Below are 16,318 nucleotides of genomic sequence, written 5' to 3' on the forward strand. Positions count from 1 at the left end.
AGAGCGTATCCATTAGACGCCTAATCGATACGCTCTATAATTCGATGTATAATACAACCCTTGTCGTGAGATTCAACCTAATGAGCTCATGTGATGCGCATTTGCTAAGCAATGCTTACAGCATCGCATAAATAAACATCCTGAATGGCATGTAGTAATGCGACACCTTCATTCATTGGCTTTTGGAAAGCCTTACGGCCAGATATCAACCCTGTGCCACCTGCACGCTTGTTGATAACCGCAGTTTTTACAGCTTCCTGTATATCATTCTGTCCCGAAGCCCCACCAGAATTAATCAAGCCCGCCCGACCGGCAAAACAATTGAGCACCTGATAACGGCACAGATCAATAGGATGATCGGAAGAAAGCTCGGTATACATGCGTTCATCCAGCTTTCCATAACTACTTTTACCCATATTCAGCGCTTTAAAGCCACCGTTCAATTCGGGTAGTTTTTGCTTAATAATATCCGCTTTGATCGTTACACCCAAATGATTGGCCTGTCCGGTAAGATCCGCTGCTAAATGATAATCTTTATCACCGACTTTAAACGCCGAGTTGCGCAGATAACACCATAATACCGTCGCCATCCCCAAAGAATGTGCTTCTTCAAATGCTTTTGCTACTTCTATAATCTGACGGTCGGATTCCTCAGACCCGAAGTATATTGTTGCCCCTACCGCAACAGCCCCCATATTCCAGGCCTCACGAATCGTTCCGTACAAGATTTGATCGGCTCGATTAGGATAGGTCAATAATTCATTATGATTTATTTTAACCAAAAACGGAATTTTATGTGCATACTTTCTGGCAACAGCGCCCAAAACACCAAAGGTAGAAGCCACAGCATTACAATTTCCCTCCAAGGCTAGTTTGACAATATTTTCCGGATCAAAATACTGAGGATTTGGAGCAAAAGAGGCTCCTGCACTGTGTTCGATTCCCTGATCTACAGGTAATATCGAAAGATATCCGGTATTGGCTAACCGTCCCGTTCCAAAAAGTTGCCCCAAACTCCGCAAGACCTGCGGGCTACGGTCACTCGAACTATATACTTGGTCAATAAATGCTGTTTGTGGAAGATGAAGCATTGTTTTGGAAACTGCGGGTTGATCAAATTCTAACAAATAACTCGCTTCAGCACCCAGATGTGCTTGTATTTTTTCAATGTATTGCATAATTTATTTAAAATAAAGTGATGGAGTTTACCATAATCTTTAAAATAAAACTCTAAAAAGCACAGAATGTTTTAGCGCATATTATATAGTAAAAAAAACTTAACTTTGACCATGTTATATTTAGTTCCAACACCTATTGGCAATCTGGAGGACATGACGTTCCGTGCGATCAATGTCCTGAAAGAAGTGGACCTCATCTTAGCAGAGGATACAAGGACCAGCGCTCCGCTTTTGAAGCATTTTGGAATCGACAAAAAAGTATTTGCGCATCATCAGCACAATGAACATAAAGCGGTATCTGAAATCATTAAATTCTTGAAAGAAGGGCAAAACATTGCATTGATTTCAGACGCAGGGACACCGGCGATCTCAGATCCTGGATTTTTGCTGGTGCGTGAAGCCATCAAAGAAGGGCTCGAAGTGCAATGCTTACCAGGTGCAACAGCTTTCGTGCCAGCGCTTGTTAATTCTGGGCTTCCCAACGACCGTTTTTGTTTTGAAGGTTTTCTCCCCGTCAAAAAAGGAAGGCAAACGCGCTTAAAAGCTTTGGCAGAGGAAAAAAGAACGATGATCTTCTACGAGTCGCCACATCGTATTCTCAAAACCATCGAAGAATTTATTACCGTTTTTGGAGCTGAAAGACAAGCTTCGATATCGCGCGAACTGAGCAAACTCTATGAAGAAAATGTTCGCGGAACATTAACTGATTTAAAATTACACTTTGAAAACAATCCGATTAAAGGAGAATTTGTATTTTGTGTAGCAGGATTGGAATAAATTTTGACAATCTTTAGGTATTAAAAAGTATTTGACATGAACATGGAACAATTTGCACAGGACGGGCAGGACATAAAAATCATTGAAAAATTGGTTACTAAAGTCCAAGATATGCTTACTCCAGGGGAAAAAATAGATTATATTGCAGTTCAAAAGAAACCTGCAGTTACTATTTTACCAGATAGTATCACCATCAGTAATAAGCGCATATTTATGTGCGAATTTACTAAACTGGGTCTGGCTACTGATTTTGAAATCTTCGGTTGGCAAGATATCAAGGATATTGCCTTCAAGGAAGAAATCTTCGGTTCAAAAGTGACTGTTATCCCTTTTACAGGAGAAAATCTAAGTATAGATTATATCCCAAAAGTTCAGGCTAGAAAGCTGTATCAATATATTAAAGCTGCACTTGAAAACTATAAAAAAGCCGAATTGGCCGCCGAAAAAGAAAAAATAGTCTTTGCTCCAACAGTTGCGAAGGAAGTGATTATTGAACGACCTGAAAGTAATACACCGGTTCAACCAGCAGTTACTGCTCCAGCGGCACCTCAACCTGTTGTGTCGGCTCCAGTAACTCCACCGGCGCCAATGCAGACACAGCAACCGGTCGGTTCTACCCCTTTTATTCCTCCTGTTTCGACAGCTCCTATCGTTCCTCCTACACCCGCCCAAGAAGAGGAAGACGATGAGATAACGTTGAAGCTCAAAAAATTAAAAACTCTCTTCGACAAACAATTGATTACCCAAGAGGAATACGAGAGTAAAAAGAGAGAAGTTTTATCCAGTTTATAATCATAAATGGGAGAAAATATATAGTGAAAAACAACTATCTACTGGCACTTTTAAGTGCCTTTTTATTGTGGTTGGGTTGGCCTCCAATCCCCTATTCCAGTCCATTGTTATTTATTGGGTTTGTGCCTTTGTTGATTGCATTAGAAAATATTATCCGCAGTGAAACATTCAAAAGAAAAGGCCGTAAAGTATTTCTTACAGCGGGACTCACGGCTGTTGTTTGGAACACGGCTTCCATTTACTGGGTATACAACTCCATTTCGGCAGTTATGCCGCCTTTTGCAGCTGTTGTCATCAGTCTGATACCTTTTTGTCTTGGCGCCACTTTAATGGCACTGGCTTTCAGGCTATATGGGCAATTACGACGCAAAACGAACATCCTATTATCCCTTTTCGGATTAATGGGATTCTGGATAAGCTATGAATTTCTACATGAATCCTGGGATTTAGCCTTCCCTTGGATGACTTTAGGCAATGGTTTCGCAAGTTTCCACCAATTGATCCAATGGTATGACATCACGGGGGTCTATGGCGGAACAATATGGATCTGGCTGGTTAATATCTTGGTGTTTACACTTTACCTCAATGGAAAAGGACTTTATCCCATCAAACGTAAGATTGTCCCGATTGCCTCTTTGGCGACCATATTGTTGGTTCCCAGCGCTTACTCACTGATACGTTACTTCAACTACGAAGAACATCAGAATCCTGCACAGATTGTTGTTGTTCAACCGAATATTGACCCTTATATTAAATTCAATTTAAGTCCTGAGGAGCAATTAAACACCTTATTCTCCTTATCAAATTCAGTTGCCAAACCCAATACGGAGTTTTTCATCTGGCCTGAAACTGCACTTTCACAGAACGGCGATTTTGACGAAGAAAACTTTAGGGAAACCTATTCTTACCAGCGCATTTTAAAATTTTTAGATCAATATAAAAATGGTAATGTACTTTCAGGTATCGAAAGCTATCAGTTGTACAACTATGCAAAAACACCTACTGCGCGTGAAATAGCTCCCAATGTTTACCAGGATAATTTCAATGCTGCAACATTGATCGATTATTCCTCCAAGCTTCAGTTTTACCATAAGTCTAAACTTGTGCCGGGCGTAGAGCAAATGCCTTTTGGCGCAGCGATGAATTTCCTGAAACCACTATTCAAGGCATTCGGTGGTACGACAGGTGGCTACGGAAAACAGGCTGAACCTTCGGTATTCTATGCCCAAAGCGGTATTGGTGCCGCACCCGTAATCTGTTATGAATCCATCTGGGGCAATTATGTTTCCCAATATGTCAAAAAAGGCGCTCAGTTTATTGCGATCATCACCAACGATGGCTGGTGGGGCAATACTTCGGGTAAAGACCAGCATTTACAGTATGCAAAACTGCGTGCGATTGAAAACAGGCGCTGGGTTGCCCGATCAGCAAATACAGGGATTTCAGGCTTTATCAATCAACGTGGCGATATTGTACAACAGACTAAATGGTGGCAGCCTGCGGCCCTAAATCAGGAAATTAATTTAAATGAAGAAATTACTTTCTACACGCAAGCAGGTGATATTGCTGCCTATTTGGGTTTGGTGCTCGCAATGGGCGGACTTGTGATACTCATCGTTGTCAGACGAAAAAAAGAACTTATCTAAATTGAAAAGTAGCGCCAAACTGAAATAATAATTTGGCGCTATTTTTTCTGTATCAGAATGGGAAAGCACTAATCCTATACCTTCCTCGGCAAAAAGAACCTAATTCTGATGAGCCCCCGGCACGCCAACGCATATCAGCTATAATTAGGAAAATAAAATGATAAAAATAAGTCATTTAATACCTTTAATTTACTTTGGAGATTTGTAATTTTGCAGCATGCAAGTATATTTTGATAATGCAGCGACTACAGCCTTAGATCCTGAAGTAATAAAAGTAATGGTTGATGTGATGAACAATAACTTTGGAAATCCATCTTCTATCCATAGTCACGGACGACAAGTAAAAACAATTGTAGAAAAAGCACGTAAAACGATTGCTAAGCTACTTCATGTATCTCCAGCAGAGATATTCTTCACATCGGGCGGAACCGAGGCCGACAATATGGCCATCGTTAGGTCAATCGCCGACTTTGGGATAACCCATGCCATCACCTCACCTATTGAGCACCATGCCGTATTACATACCTTAGAGGAGCTTGAAAAAGCCGGCAAAGTGCACCTCGATTTATTGGAAGTTGACGAAAAAGGTAATTTAAATCTCAACCAGCTGGAAGAACTTTTAAGTACCAACCCGCGTACGTTTGTTTCCATTATGCATGCCAATAATGAGATCGGAAATCTCAACGATATTCAACGTATCTCCGAGTTATGCCAAAAGTATAATGCGGTATTCCATTCGGACACTGTACAGACCATGGGGCATTATCCACATGACCTTGGTAACCTTAAAATAGATTTTATAACAGGGGCTGCCCATAAATTCCATGGCCCAAAAGGGGTGGGTTTTCTTTACATCAATGCGAATAACAAGATTAAACCTTTAATCTATGGTGGAGCACAAGAGCGCAACATGCGTGGTGGAACAGAAAATGTCTATGGAATAGCGGGTCTTGCCAAAGCTTTAGAACTTGCCTACGAGCACATGGAAGAACACCACGCTTATATTCAAGGACTCAAATCTTATATGATCGACGAGTTGCAAAAAGCAATTCCCGAGATTGATTTTAATGGTGTTATTGAACCCGAAAAATCACTGTATACCGTACTGAATGTTTCTTTCCCTTGCAGTGACCTTGCAGACATGCTTTTATTCAACCTGGATATTTCGGGTATATCTTGCTCTGGTGGGAGTGCCTGCAGTTCAGGAACAGATATAGGCTCACATGTATTGGGTGCAATCAAATCCAGCTCAGAACGACCTTCAGTTCGTTTTTCATTCTGCAAGCATAACACCAAAGAAGAAGTTGACTTCGTCGTAGCAACGTTAAAAGAACTTTGTACTAAAAATAACTAATATTTTAATAGTTGACAGCAGACAACGAATAAGATCGCTCAATGTAGAGCTGATTAAAAATTCAAGCAAGAATTCTTAATCAGCGCTACATTGAGTTAGATAAGTTTAATCTTGCTCCAGCGCGCTATCAGAGCGACAAGCTGGAGTAAGAGGACTTCCCCATCCAACAGCACGTTACACTGCATATTTGTATTCGCTAGACCGTTCTAGATACGTCCTCCCATTTTCGACAACTACCATAATTACTCGAACTTATACAGCATCATACCAACTCACGCCTAAGAACAGTTTTCAATCAGTTTTTAGACAGTGATCAGTCACTCCTTATTCAGTTCATACTGAGCAAGCACTGAACAAGCACTGTTAAAATAGCCTATTTGATCCGAACTTGCTACGATTAAAAATTAAAGAGAAGAAGGGAAGAAAACTTTCAGTATAATCCCAATTAAAGATTGTAATACTGGGAAAAGTGAATAATTTCAAAAAAATAAAAAAGCCGAAAATAGATTCGGCTTTTTCATTCTTCATACATCTTTTATGCTAGATTCAATTTTTTGTCAAGACATAATATTTGGAAATATCTCCCGTAATGTCATTTCCGGAAAGATCCAACTGACTGAGTATCCGATTCCCTAATTTGAACTTATAGTCGACCCCATCCAGTGTAATGATGTTGCCATCCAATTTCCATTTTCCTTCACGCATAAACACATCATCACTTTTATTAAGGTATTTAGATGAATATTGGTAGGTGTTGTCAGCATGCAATGAAATAAGTGTTTCTATACCATCACAATCCGCACAAGGCATTACGCCTTTGTATTCACCTATCACTACTTCCGCCTTATCCCTACCTTTTAGGTCCTGTAAATTATCTTTATAGACCGCAACACTTTGTTTGGGATTATCACATCCCACTATTCCAATTGTCAACAACAAACCCACAATCCAAATAAACCTTTTCATCTCATTCCAAATTCAAAAAAATCAGCATCTAACAGTTACACCAATAAATTCATAACAAATTAAATACCAAAAATTTAGAAAAGATTAAAAATCATCTTCATCGTCATCTGTCAAGAATGACAATGCACCTTGTAACTCGCCCAAAGCATGGAAATTACGTGTCTTACGAGCGATCTCTATTCCGGATCTATAGGTATCAATCGCGGACTCCTGTTTATTTAATTTTTCGTACAATTTACCCAAATGATAATAAGTTCCTACATAATCTGGATTTGTATGTACTAAATTCTCGAATCTTAGCATGGCCTCTTGTTCATCTTCCTGCTTGAGATATTCAGCTGCAATCGCATATTTTAAAAAAGGATCTTCGGGGCTCTCCTTCAAAAATTCATTCAGTTGATCCAATCGTGTCGACATATCTTTTTTATTTCAAACTTAGACAAATTGCATTTTATATGCAATTTAATTGTGCGTCCCCCTAAAACAATTCCCCGTCTCTCCATATCACACGAAAGCTTTTTATAGAAAGGAACCTCGAATGAGCGACGATGCTTTCTAAAATTACTATGCTAGCATATAAAATGACAATTTGCTGACGCAATAAATCTATTGTCAAAAACCGGCTATTTAAAATGAAAAATTACAAAAAGTACAACAAAACACCTTAATATCATATCACATCAAAAAAAATACATGAAAATAACTGGTAAAATTAAAAATTCATCAAAATCACAAGACGACCCTTTAACAGAATTTAAAACGCCTTAGCGCTTTTTAATTGAAAGAAAATATGGTAAGTTTGAGTAAAACCAATCGTATATGAAAATATTAGTTTGTATAAGTAATGTCCCTGACACTACATCTAAAATCACTTTTACAAATGACAACACTGCATTTAATACAGCTGGTGTACAATTCATTATAAACCCTTATGATGAAATTGCTTTATCCAAGGCAGTTGAGTTGGCTGAAGGTGGAAAAGGAACCGTAACTGTCATCAATGTGGGCGATGCATCTACAGATGCAACCATTCGAAAAGCATTGGCAATTGGCGCAGACAATGCTGTACGGATTAACGCCGCTCCACGCGATGCTTGGTTTGTTGCTAATCAAATAGCAAAGTATGCCAAAGACAATGCATTTGACTTAATTTTAACTGGCCGCGAATCAATCGACTATAACGGTGCTCAAGTGGGAGCAATCGTAGGAGAGCTGCTGCATATTCCTTCTGTTTCCATTGCCAAAAAAGTTGACATTGCGGGCGACGCAGTCACAGTTGAGCGCGAGATTGAAGGTGGAAAAGAAATATTGACAGCAAAGCTACCAATCGTCATTGGTACAGCAGAAGGTGTTGCCGAGCCAAAAATACCTAATATGCGTGGTATTATGAGTGCGCGGACGAAACCATTGGATGTGCTCGAACCTTCCGCTATAGACGTTCTTGAACACATTGTCAGCTATGAGACACCAGCTCCGCGCGGTACGGTCAAACTTGTTGACGCTGCCGAGGTAGAAAAATTAGTTTCTCTTCTTCACGACGAAGCTAAAGTTATTTAATCTTTAAACGCTAAAACACCATGTCTATACTCGTATATGTAGAAAATACCGATGGAAAATTCAAAAAATCTGCTTTTGAAGTTGTTTCTTATGCAAAATCCATCGCCGATAACATACAGACTGATCTTGTTGCGATTTCAATTGGAAATGTCGCTGGAGACGAACTTGCTGGCTTGGGCAAGTACGGCGCTTCCAAAGTATTAAATGTCGACAATGAGCGACTCGCTTCTTTTGTAAACCAAGCGTATGCAAGCATCATTGCTGAGGCCGCAAAAAGTACCGGTTCAAAAATACTTGTCTTATCCAACTCATTCTCTGGTAAAGGACTCGCTCCACGCATCGCAGCCAAATTGGAGGCTGGTCTTGCCGATGGTGCACTCGAATTACCGAAAATCAATGGCGACAAACTGACTGTCAAAAAAACAGCGTTCTCCAATAAAGCATTCGCTACGCTCGAACTATCCTCGGATATAAAGGTCATCGCATTAAGCCCAAATGCATATGAAACAAAAGAGACCGGTGGTAGCGCAACTGTCGAAACTTTTGCTCCGAATATTGACCAAACAGATTTCACAACGATGGTCAAAGAGATTGTCCGAGCAACAGACAAAGTTTCCTTACCGGAAGCTGAAATCGTCGTCTCCGCAGGCCGTGGTTTAAAAGGCCCCGAAAACTGGGGTATGGTGGAAGAACTTGCAGACGTCCTTGGTGCAGCTACAGCATGTTCAAAACCCGTATCCGATGCAGGCTGGCGCCCGCATTCGGAGCACGTAGGCCAGACAGGTATTGTTGTGAGCCCCAATCTCTACATTGCTATCGGTATCTCCGGAGCGATACAGCATTTGGCGGGAGTAAGCTCTTCTAAAACAATCGTTGTCATCAATAAAGATCCAGAAGCGCCCTTTTTCAAAGTGGCCGATTATGGAATTGTAGGCGATGCTTTCGACGTCGTTCCGAAATTAACGCAGGCATTGAAGGCTTACAAAGGTATTTAAAGCTTTAATCCGATATATTCTCCCCATTTATCCAAAATGAATGGGGAGTTTTTATTTGTTATAATTGCATATAAAAGCAAATTTATCTAAGTTTGTAGACCGCTTTGGAATTAAAATGAAGAAAATCAGATTAGATATCGTTGGTTTATCCTATAGTCAAACACAATCTGGGGCTTATGCTCTTGTATTGGGAGAAGTGGAGGGCAACAGAAGATTGCCCATCATTATCGGCAGCCACGAGGCTCAAGCTATTGCTATTCGGATAGAGAAAATGATTCCTAGTCGTCCGCTGACACACGACCTATTTCAATCTTTTGCAGATTCTTTTGGTATTAAACTCATTGAAGTACTGATCTATAATTTGATTGAAGGGATATTTTATGCTAAAATTATCTGTTCCGACGGCAACAAGATTGTCGAGATTGATGCCCGCACATCCGATGCCGTTGCACTGGCTGTACGGTTTGAAGCTCCGATCTATGCCTACGAATTTATTATGTCCTCTGCTGGAATTATCATTGAGGGACATGAGTTTGCATTTTTGGAAAACCTAGACAAATCCAACAAAGTTCAGGATCCAAGTGTTGTTGAGGTCGAAGAAAAAACGCCTTCAAAATCCCTACAAAATCCTTTCTCCTCATTGACAGATGAGCAACTGGAGCAAGCTCTTAATCAGGCATTGACCGAAGAAAACTACGAGCAGGCTGCGTTGATTAGGGATGAGATTTCCAAAAGAAAATAACTCCTTTCATTAAAGCGAAACAAAAATTTTAAATAACATCGATTTATGTCTATTAAATTAAGATTGACCATTATGAGCTTCTTTCAGTTTTTTGTCTGGGGAGCATGGTTGATTACAATAGCAAACTATTGGTTTGGCACAAAACAATGGGATGGTACACAATTTGGAGCTATTTTTGCAACCATGGGGATCGCTTCTTTATTTATGCCTACCCTGATGGGAATTATCGCCGATCGTTGGATAAATGCCGAAAGATTATATTTTATTCTTCACTTATGTTATGCGGGTGTTTTATTCTATTTACCTCAGGTAAATGATCCAAACACCTTTTTTTATGCGATGCTTGCGGCAATGTGTTTTTATATGCCGACTTTGGCCCTATCCAATTCCATTGCGTACACGGCATTGAATGAAAATAACTACGATTTGGTCAAGGCATTCCCGCCTATCCGGGTTTTCGGAACGATAGGCTTTATCGTTGCCATGTGGATCACCAATTTAACAGGCAACAAGGCTACAGCTTATCAATTTTATATCGCCGGAACCGCAGCTTTGGCTTTAAGTCTCTATGCTTTTACATTACCTAAATGTCCACCGAAGAAGCTACAACAGGAAGATGCTTCCTGGACACAACTATTAGGCTTGGAAGCATTTAAGCTTTTTGGAAATTATAAAATGGCTTTATTCTTTATTTTTTCCATGTTCTTAGGTGCCGCACTCCAATTGACCAATGCCTACGGCGATGTGTTTTTGGATGAATTTAAATTCTACCCTAAATTTGCAGAATCTTTCGTTGTAAAATATTCGACAATCATTATGTCGATTTCGCAGATATCCGAGACACTTTTTATTCTTGCTATTCCATTTTTCCTCAAAAGATTCGGTATAAAAAAGGTAATGCTGATTTCGATGTTTGCCTGGGTATTACGTTTCGGATTATTCTCATTTGGTGACCCTGCAGGCGGACTTTGGATGATTGTATTATCCTGCATCGTCTATGGTATGGCATTTGATTTCTTTAATATTTCAGGCTCTTTATTTGTCGAAACCTCGACAACATCACGTATACGCAGCTCGGCACAAGGCTTATTTATGATGATGACAAATGGTTTTGGTGCCGTTGTAGGCAGTTTTGCATCGGGTTGGATCATTGACCACTACTTTACCAAAAGTTTTCAAAACAGCAAGGATCTCGCACAATATCTGGATACAACAATCGATAATACCCATTTTCTACATTTTCTGAAGGAAAAGAGTATTTCAATCTTACCTGACGGTATGTTAAGCGGTAACCTCATGCTAAAAGACTGGCATGATATCTGGCTTGCATTTGCCATTTACACCTTGGTTATAGCAATCTTCTTTGCTGCATTCTTTAGACATAAACACGAGCGTGAACCGCTAAACTCAAAATAACAAAAAGCCGCTAATTGCGGCTTTTGTATATTTGTAACATGCAAAGCACAGCAACGGAATTATTCAAAGATTCCCAATCCTACATCTATAATTGGACATTTCAATGGATTAAACAACTTGGTCTTGATAATCAGGGTAGCCACTTTGTTAACTCGATCCTTTTACTCTTACTGGTTGTCTTGTTTTTGATCGTCATTGACTATTTCACCAAAAGAACGTTACTCCTGTTAACAATCAAAGCCATCAGGCGAAGCACAAATCGCTTTGATGATCTATTGATCCGCAATAAAACGCTGAAACTTATTGCTCATTTTGTCCCGATCCTAGTGGCACAATATATCATGCCCATTATCTTCATGGGTTTTCCAACCTGGAAAGAAAACAGCAATAAAGTACTTGACATAGCGACAACCGTCGTCAGTTTACTGATTATTCATTCGCTTCTGAAAAGTTTACGGGATATGTTGCGCATGAAAAAATCTTTTGCCGACAAGCCCCTGGAAAGTTATTTACAGGTCTGTCAGATTATCCTATTATTTATCGGTGGGACGATCTGCTTCTCGATATTGACAGGGAAATCTCCCTGGTCCTTCTTATTATCCTTGGGTGCCGCGTCAGCAATCTTGATGTTGGTATTCAAAGACACTATACTGGGATTTGTTGCTAGTATACAAGTTTCGGCCAATGACTCCATCCGCGTAGGAGATTGGATAGAAATGCCTAAATATGGCGCCGATGGAACTGTCAAAGAGATTAACCTCAACAATGTGAAAGTGCAGAACTTTGATAAGACCATTACGACGATACCGACGCATACACTATTGTCGGATTCTTTCAAAAATTACAGGGGCATGCAGCAATCGGGCGGGAGGCGCTTAAAACGAGCCATAAACATCAAAATTTCCACGATCCGTTTTTTGGAAAATGAAGAAATTGAAAGGCTCAAAAATATACAGATTCTGCGGCCTTATATCGAGGAGCGTGCCAAGACAATTGACCAATTCAATACGGAACAGCAGATAGATCAATCAAGTCCCATAAACGGTCGCAAAATGACCAATTTAGGAATGTTCAGAGCTTATACACTCACCTATCTACGTCAAAATCCCAATATTCACAAGACCATGCCCTTGATGGTACGTCAGCTTGCTTCAACCGAACACGGTGTTCCGGTCGAACTTTATTTCTTTGTAAATGATATCCGCTGGGAATATTACGAAGGAATTGTTTCAGATGTATTCGACCACTTATTTGCTGCAACAAAATACTTCGACCTGGAGATCTTTGAAAATCCGGCATCAGATGATTTCCGGCAGGTTATCCAACAACAAAACCTTCATGACTTCGCAGACCAACGGCAGTAGAAGCGAACTGAAAGTTCTTTCCGGCCAATAACATCAGTCGCTTTCAGAAAAAAAAGCCGCTACCGCACTAACATTCATATACCAGGTTAACGGCTTAACAAAGTTTGTAGCTGCAAACCGGATAAAGTGTAGATATAGATCATAGTAGAAGGACTTAAATTTTGGCAGCATAATTTAAAGTGAAAGGTCTAAAAACAGTGAAAGGTAATCTGGGGAGATTACCTTCACTTTAAAAACAAACTAAATTTTCAGACGTGTTTCACAACAGATCTACACATTAACCCTAACTCTTTATGAATCAAAAATTACTCTACACAAATATAGGATGGTAATGTTAAGTGCATCTTAAGCTATCTTTAAACTTAAAACAACTCTACAATCGGTTATTTATCTCACCTCAATAGTCTTCGTTGCTAGGTGTACTCTATTGAAAAGATCAACAGCCTGAACCTCAATCTGATATTTACCAGCTTTTAATTTAGGCAAATTAGCCGTCCACAGATGACTGGATTTTTCGGGGTTTGAAGGTCTACGCGTATTCTTTAATTCAGTTGCTGTATCGTACTTAGCCAAAGAATTTAGAAATGCTGGATCGTTTTCATTGACAAAATCCATTTCCTTCCATTCGCCCTGATTGATTCTATACGTTACCTTGTCCCCTTCCTTTCCAATAAAAAAATTAGCGTATATCGGATATCTCTTTGTGTATTTTTCTGGAACGACCGAAGCTCCATATAAATCGATCTGATACGTTGCCGGCTTACCTACAACCTTATAATCAAAACTGTATTGGTTGCCCTCGATTTTTAAAATGGCATACCCTTTTGGTGTACCGTCCCGCATTGTAGAAACAGGAATTCCCTTTTCATTCAACTCGCCCGAATACCAGTCACCAGAAGTTGTACCTACATTATATTCGTGATGTGGCTTTTCTTGTTTCCATCCGTCCTTTTGTCCATAAAAATATTGGCGCTGAAAGTGTGTATGCGCGGACAAAGACAAGGTATGCTTAAATGGAGCCAAAATATCGAACAGACGTTGTCGATCTTCGTTACGAAAGACATCCGAGTTTTGATGATATAAAGGTATATGAAATGCCAATACAATCAATTTATCTTTAGCTACGTTTTTTAAGTCATTTTCCACAAAATCAAGCTGATCTTTACGAAATCCACCTAAATAACCTTTACCTGTCCGCGGATTCGGATAAATGATATTATCAAGAATGATAAAATGCGTGTTTCCATAATTGAACGCAAAGTTATTGGGGCCAAAAGTCTGCTCGAACGATTCATCGGAGAGGCTATCCTCTTTGGCATCATAGTTCATATCGTGGTTTCCCATGACATTATACCACGGTAATCCCATCGTGGAAATCACCGATTTATACTTTGGCTGTAGTGAAAGATCATCTCCCACTAAGTCGCCTAAGCTTATTCCAAATTTCGCAATTGTCTTATCTGAAATTTCATTGATCACACCATTTTTGAAATAGGCTAATTCTTCCTCCGTGTAGGCTTGTGGATCACCAAAAACAAAAGCTGAAAAGTTAGGATCTTCATCTTGTTGGTACAATGCAAAATTTACAGCAGCCGGGATTTTTCCTGTAGCAGCAACTGCAGGATATTTTGAAGCTGGACTACCGTTTAACTTATGGATATAATAGAATTTTGGATGGTTATTTTCATCCAAAGGCAAAGCGTAGCCTGTCGGTTTAACCACGAAAATGATGTTGTCATTTCCAACAGGCAACTGATAATTGCCATCTTTATCGGTTGTCGTCACCTCGCGGCCGTTACTAACAGCAACGGAGGCAACGCCTCTTTCGTTTTTATCCAATTTTCCGTTTTTGTTTATGTCTAGATAAACTTTTCCTTTCGCAAAATCTTGGGCCTGCACCGCGTTTACGAATGCCCAGGAAATTGCTAATGCCAAAAATGCTTTCATATGAAATTTTGTTTTGGCGCTAAAGTATTCGATTCAGGTTAAAGGAGTATAAAGAGAATATAAAGAATTTATCAAAAAACAAAGGTAACAATTTAAGACTTCCGTATTAATTAACACATATTTAATAGTATCGTTATAGGGACTTTATCCGTGTTTTATTCGTATTCATCCGAATGAGGTCCCTATCAGGTCCCTATTAGCTCCCTATAAAATCCCTATTAGAAATAATATTGTTAGCTACTTAAATCCTTCTCCCTTTGTTTTCAGACAGGTATTTGGCAAAAAAAAAGAGAAACCAATTGCTTGATTTCTCTCTTACCCTTAGGGTTTATTTCTTAACTATCGGGCTTGCGCGGTTGCCAACATACGGTTGACTTCATCGATCATTGATTTTGCCGCGTCATGCATACGCGGGTTGCCTGCAAAATCTGCATCTAAAGTAATATGCTTGGACTTATCTTTATAGTTGTACTCTAAATAAAAACGTGGAACTTTAGAATGTGTTGAATCCTGCTGCCATTCAGGACCAGTCATATCGGTATCCAAGTTCCAAAAGCCGAGCTCCATTGCTTTGCGGTGCAGGTACAATAAATCGTCTTTTGTAAATTTTACAGTATCAGTAATTAAAGAATCTTTTTTGTCTAAATATTTATAGATACGTGTTTTTGAATTGTATTCGTTGACCATGTGGTTCGGCTCGCCATATTTGAATTCAATGGATTCAAAATCAGCAAAACGAAAAGGGGCATTTTTGATCATATTACTATAGTAATAAACACAATACATCAAAAACGGCACAATAATACAAAGGCCCAAAAAAATCTTCTTACTCTTGATTGTCATTTCTATAAAATTTTGACAAAAATAAGGATTTATATAGGGTATAAAAGTTTATATCAAGATATGACATAAAACCTACATGAAATTCACGCATTTAGATATTCGGAGAGCCTGCGTCGACAAAGGTCTTAGCATACCAACTGTCAGAAAGATCAGAGATAATAACACCTTTCCGTGTCGAAACATGAACAAACTTATTATTATGCAGGTATACACCTACATGATCTATCCCATTTCGTCCGAAAGAAAAAAACACGAGATCTCCTTCTTCAAGTTTATCGACCTTTTTTCTTTTTACTATTCCTTCCATGTCACGCGAAGTCCGGGGCAAATTCCCTTTGTATACTTCAATATAGAGCAAATTAACAAATCCCGAGCAATCTACCCCCGATTTGGTCTGTCCACCCATACGATGCGGTATGCCCATCCAATCGTCAATAAATGAATAAAGGTGCGGATTTAGTTTTTTTGTACTCACATTGAGTAAGTCTGCATAATTGTCAAGTCGGGATCCGGAAAAGGTTTTTCCGCGCGCTGAGCTCGCATCTGTCAAAACCGCGCCATTGGAAGAATGTGTGTTGGAGCTAAGTACCTTTTTCTTCGTTGAACAACTGCTCAAAAATAGAACTGCACCTAAAAAGAAGATAAAATAAGATCTGACACTCATGCTGTTCGATTTACGTTCTTGCTTAACAAACTTACTTGCCTAACAAACTTAATTAAATTGCTGTTTATATCCAATAA

General features: G+C 39.4%; 15 protein-coding genes. 9 read left to right on the plus strand and 6 right to left on the minus strand.

The annotated features are described in order from the left end of the window. Positions 1-104 precede the first annotated feature (104 nt). Positions 105-1,178, minus strand: coding sequence for a class I fructose-bisphosphate aldolase (locus A9970_RS14415; protein ID WP_182982802.1), 1,074 nt, complete (start codon positions 1,176-1,178; stop codon positions 105-107). 111 nt (positions 1,179-1,289) lie between these two features. Here A9970_RS14415 and rsmI point away from each other — a divergent pair, with 111 nt between their 5' ends. From rsmI to A9970_RS14435, 4 genes are all read left to right on the plus strand, one after another. Then, on the plus strand, positions 1,290-1,955 hold the full coding sequence (rsmI, locus tag A9970_RS14420; protein ID WP_083663502.1) for a 16S rRNA (cytidine(1402)-2'-O)-methyltransferase: 666 nt from the start codon (positions 1,290-1,292) through the stop codon (positions 1,953-1,955). Positions 1,956-1,991: 36 nt separating this feature from the next. Continuing rightward, complete coding sequence (locus A9970_RS14425; RefSeq protein WP_153846581.1) at positions 1,992-2,747, plus strand: PH domain-containing protein; 756 nt, start codon at positions 1,992-1,994, stop codon at positions 2,745-2,747. Positions 2,748-2,770: 23 nt separating this feature from the next. Then, positions 2,771-4,393 carry an apolipoprotein N-acyltransferase gene (gene lnt / locus A9970_RS14430; protein ID WP_182982803.1) on the plus strand — a complete coding sequence of 541 codons (1,623 nt, stop codon included), beginning with the start codon at positions 2,771-2,773 and terminating at the stop codon, positions 4,391-4,393. 217 nt (positions 4,394-4,610) lie between these two features. Next, on the plus strand, positions 4,611-5,747 hold the full coding sequence (locus tag A9970_RS14435) for a cysteine desulfurase family protein (protein ID WP_182982804.1): 1,137 nt from the start codon (positions 4,611-4,613) through the stop codon (positions 5,745-5,747). Between the two features lie 546 nt (positions 5,748-6,293). Here the strand turns inward: A9970_RS14435 and A9970_RS14440 are convergent. After that, the gene (locus A9970_RS14440; RefSeq protein ID WP_182982805.1) at positions 6,294-6,713 is read right to left on the minus strand and encodes a copper resistance protein NlpE; all 420 of its coding nucleotides are present in this window, start codon (positions 6,711-6,713) and stop codon (positions 6,294-6,296) included. An 84-nt stretch (positions 6,714-6,797) separates the two neighbouring features. After that, complete coding sequence (locus A9970_RS14445; protein WP_182982806.1) at positions 6,798-7,130, minus strand: lipopolysaccharide assembly protein LapB; 333 nt, start codon at positions 7,128-7,130, stop codon at positions 6,798-6,800. 402 nt (positions 7,131-7,532) lie between these two features. Between A9970_RS14445 and A9970_RS14450 the strand changes: the two genes are divergently transcribed. The 5 genes from A9970_RS14450 to A9970_RS14470 all read left to right on the plus strand — a co-directional run bounded on the left by A9970_RS14450 (position 7,533) and on the right by A9970_RS14470 (position 12,787). Beyond that, on the plus strand, positions 7,533-8,270 hold the full coding sequence (locus A9970_RS14450) for an electron transfer flavoprotein subunit beta/FixA family protein (RefSeq protein ID WP_182982807.1): 738 nt from the start codon (positions 7,533-7,535) through the stop codon (positions 8,268-8,270). Positions 8,271-8,290: 20 nt separating this feature from the next. Beyond that, entirely contained in the window at positions 8,291-9,265 is a 975-nt protein-coding gene (locus A9970_RS14455) for an electron transfer flavoprotein subunit alpha/FixB family protein (RefSeq protein WP_153846576.1), read from the plus strand. 115 nt (positions 9,266-9,380) lie between these two features. Then, the gene (locus A9970_RS14460) at positions 9,381-10,007 is read left to right on the plus strand and encodes a bifunctional nuclease domain-containing protein (protein ID WP_182982808.1); all 627 of its coding nucleotides are present in this window, start codon (positions 9,381-9,383) and stop codon (positions 10,005-10,007) included. Positions 10,008-10,052: 45 nt separating this feature from the next. Beyond that, a complete protein-coding gene (locus A9970_RS14465; RefSeq protein ID WP_182982809.1) occupies positions 10,053-11,423 on the plus strand; it encodes a nucleoside permease in 1,371 nt (456 codons plus the stop codon). Positions 11,424-11,461: 38 nt separating this feature from the next. After that, positions 11,462-12,787 (plus strand): mechanosensitive ion channel family protein, encoded by a 1,326-nt coding sequence (locus tag A9970_RS14470; RefSeq protein ID WP_182982810.1) that lies wholly within the window; start codon positions 11,462-11,464, stop codon positions 12,785-12,787. Positions 12,788-13,174: 387 nt separating this feature from the next. On the opposite strand, the gene A9970_RS14475 is transcribed toward A9970_RS14470, so the two are convergent. The 3 genes from A9970_RS14475 to A9970_RS14485 all read right to left on the minus strand — a co-directional run bounded on the left by A9970_RS14475 (position 13,175) and on the right by A9970_RS14485 (position 16,241). After that, positions 13,175-14,734 carry a calcineurin-like phosphoesterase family protein gene (locus tag A9970_RS14475; RefSeq protein WP_182982811.1) on the minus strand — a complete coding sequence of 520 codons (1,560 nt, stop codon included), beginning with the start codon at positions 14,732-14,734 and terminating at the stop codon, positions 13,175-13,177. A 339-nt stretch (positions 14,735-15,073) separates the two neighbouring features. Continuing rightward, positions 15,074-15,493, minus strand: a complete 420-nt coding sequence (locus A9970_RS14480; protein ID WP_075994657.1) for a hypothetical protein — start codon at positions 15,491-15,493, stop codon at positions 15,074-15,076. Positions 15,494-15,668: 175 nt separating this feature from the next. After that, positions 15,669-16,241 carry a C40 family peptidase gene (locus A9970_RS14485; RefSeq protein WP_075991311.1) on the minus strand — a complete coding sequence of 191 codons (573 nt, stop codon included), beginning with the start codon at positions 16,239-16,241 and terminating at the stop codon, positions 15,669-15,671. Positions 16,242-16,318: the final 77 nt, after the last annotated feature.

Source organism: Sphingobacterium sp. UME9 (genome assembly GCF_014170215.1).
In the GTDB taxonomy this organism is placed as follows: Bacteria; Bacteroidota; Bacteroidia; order Sphingobacteriales; family Sphingobacteriaceae; genus Sphingobacterium; species Sphingobacterium paramultivorum.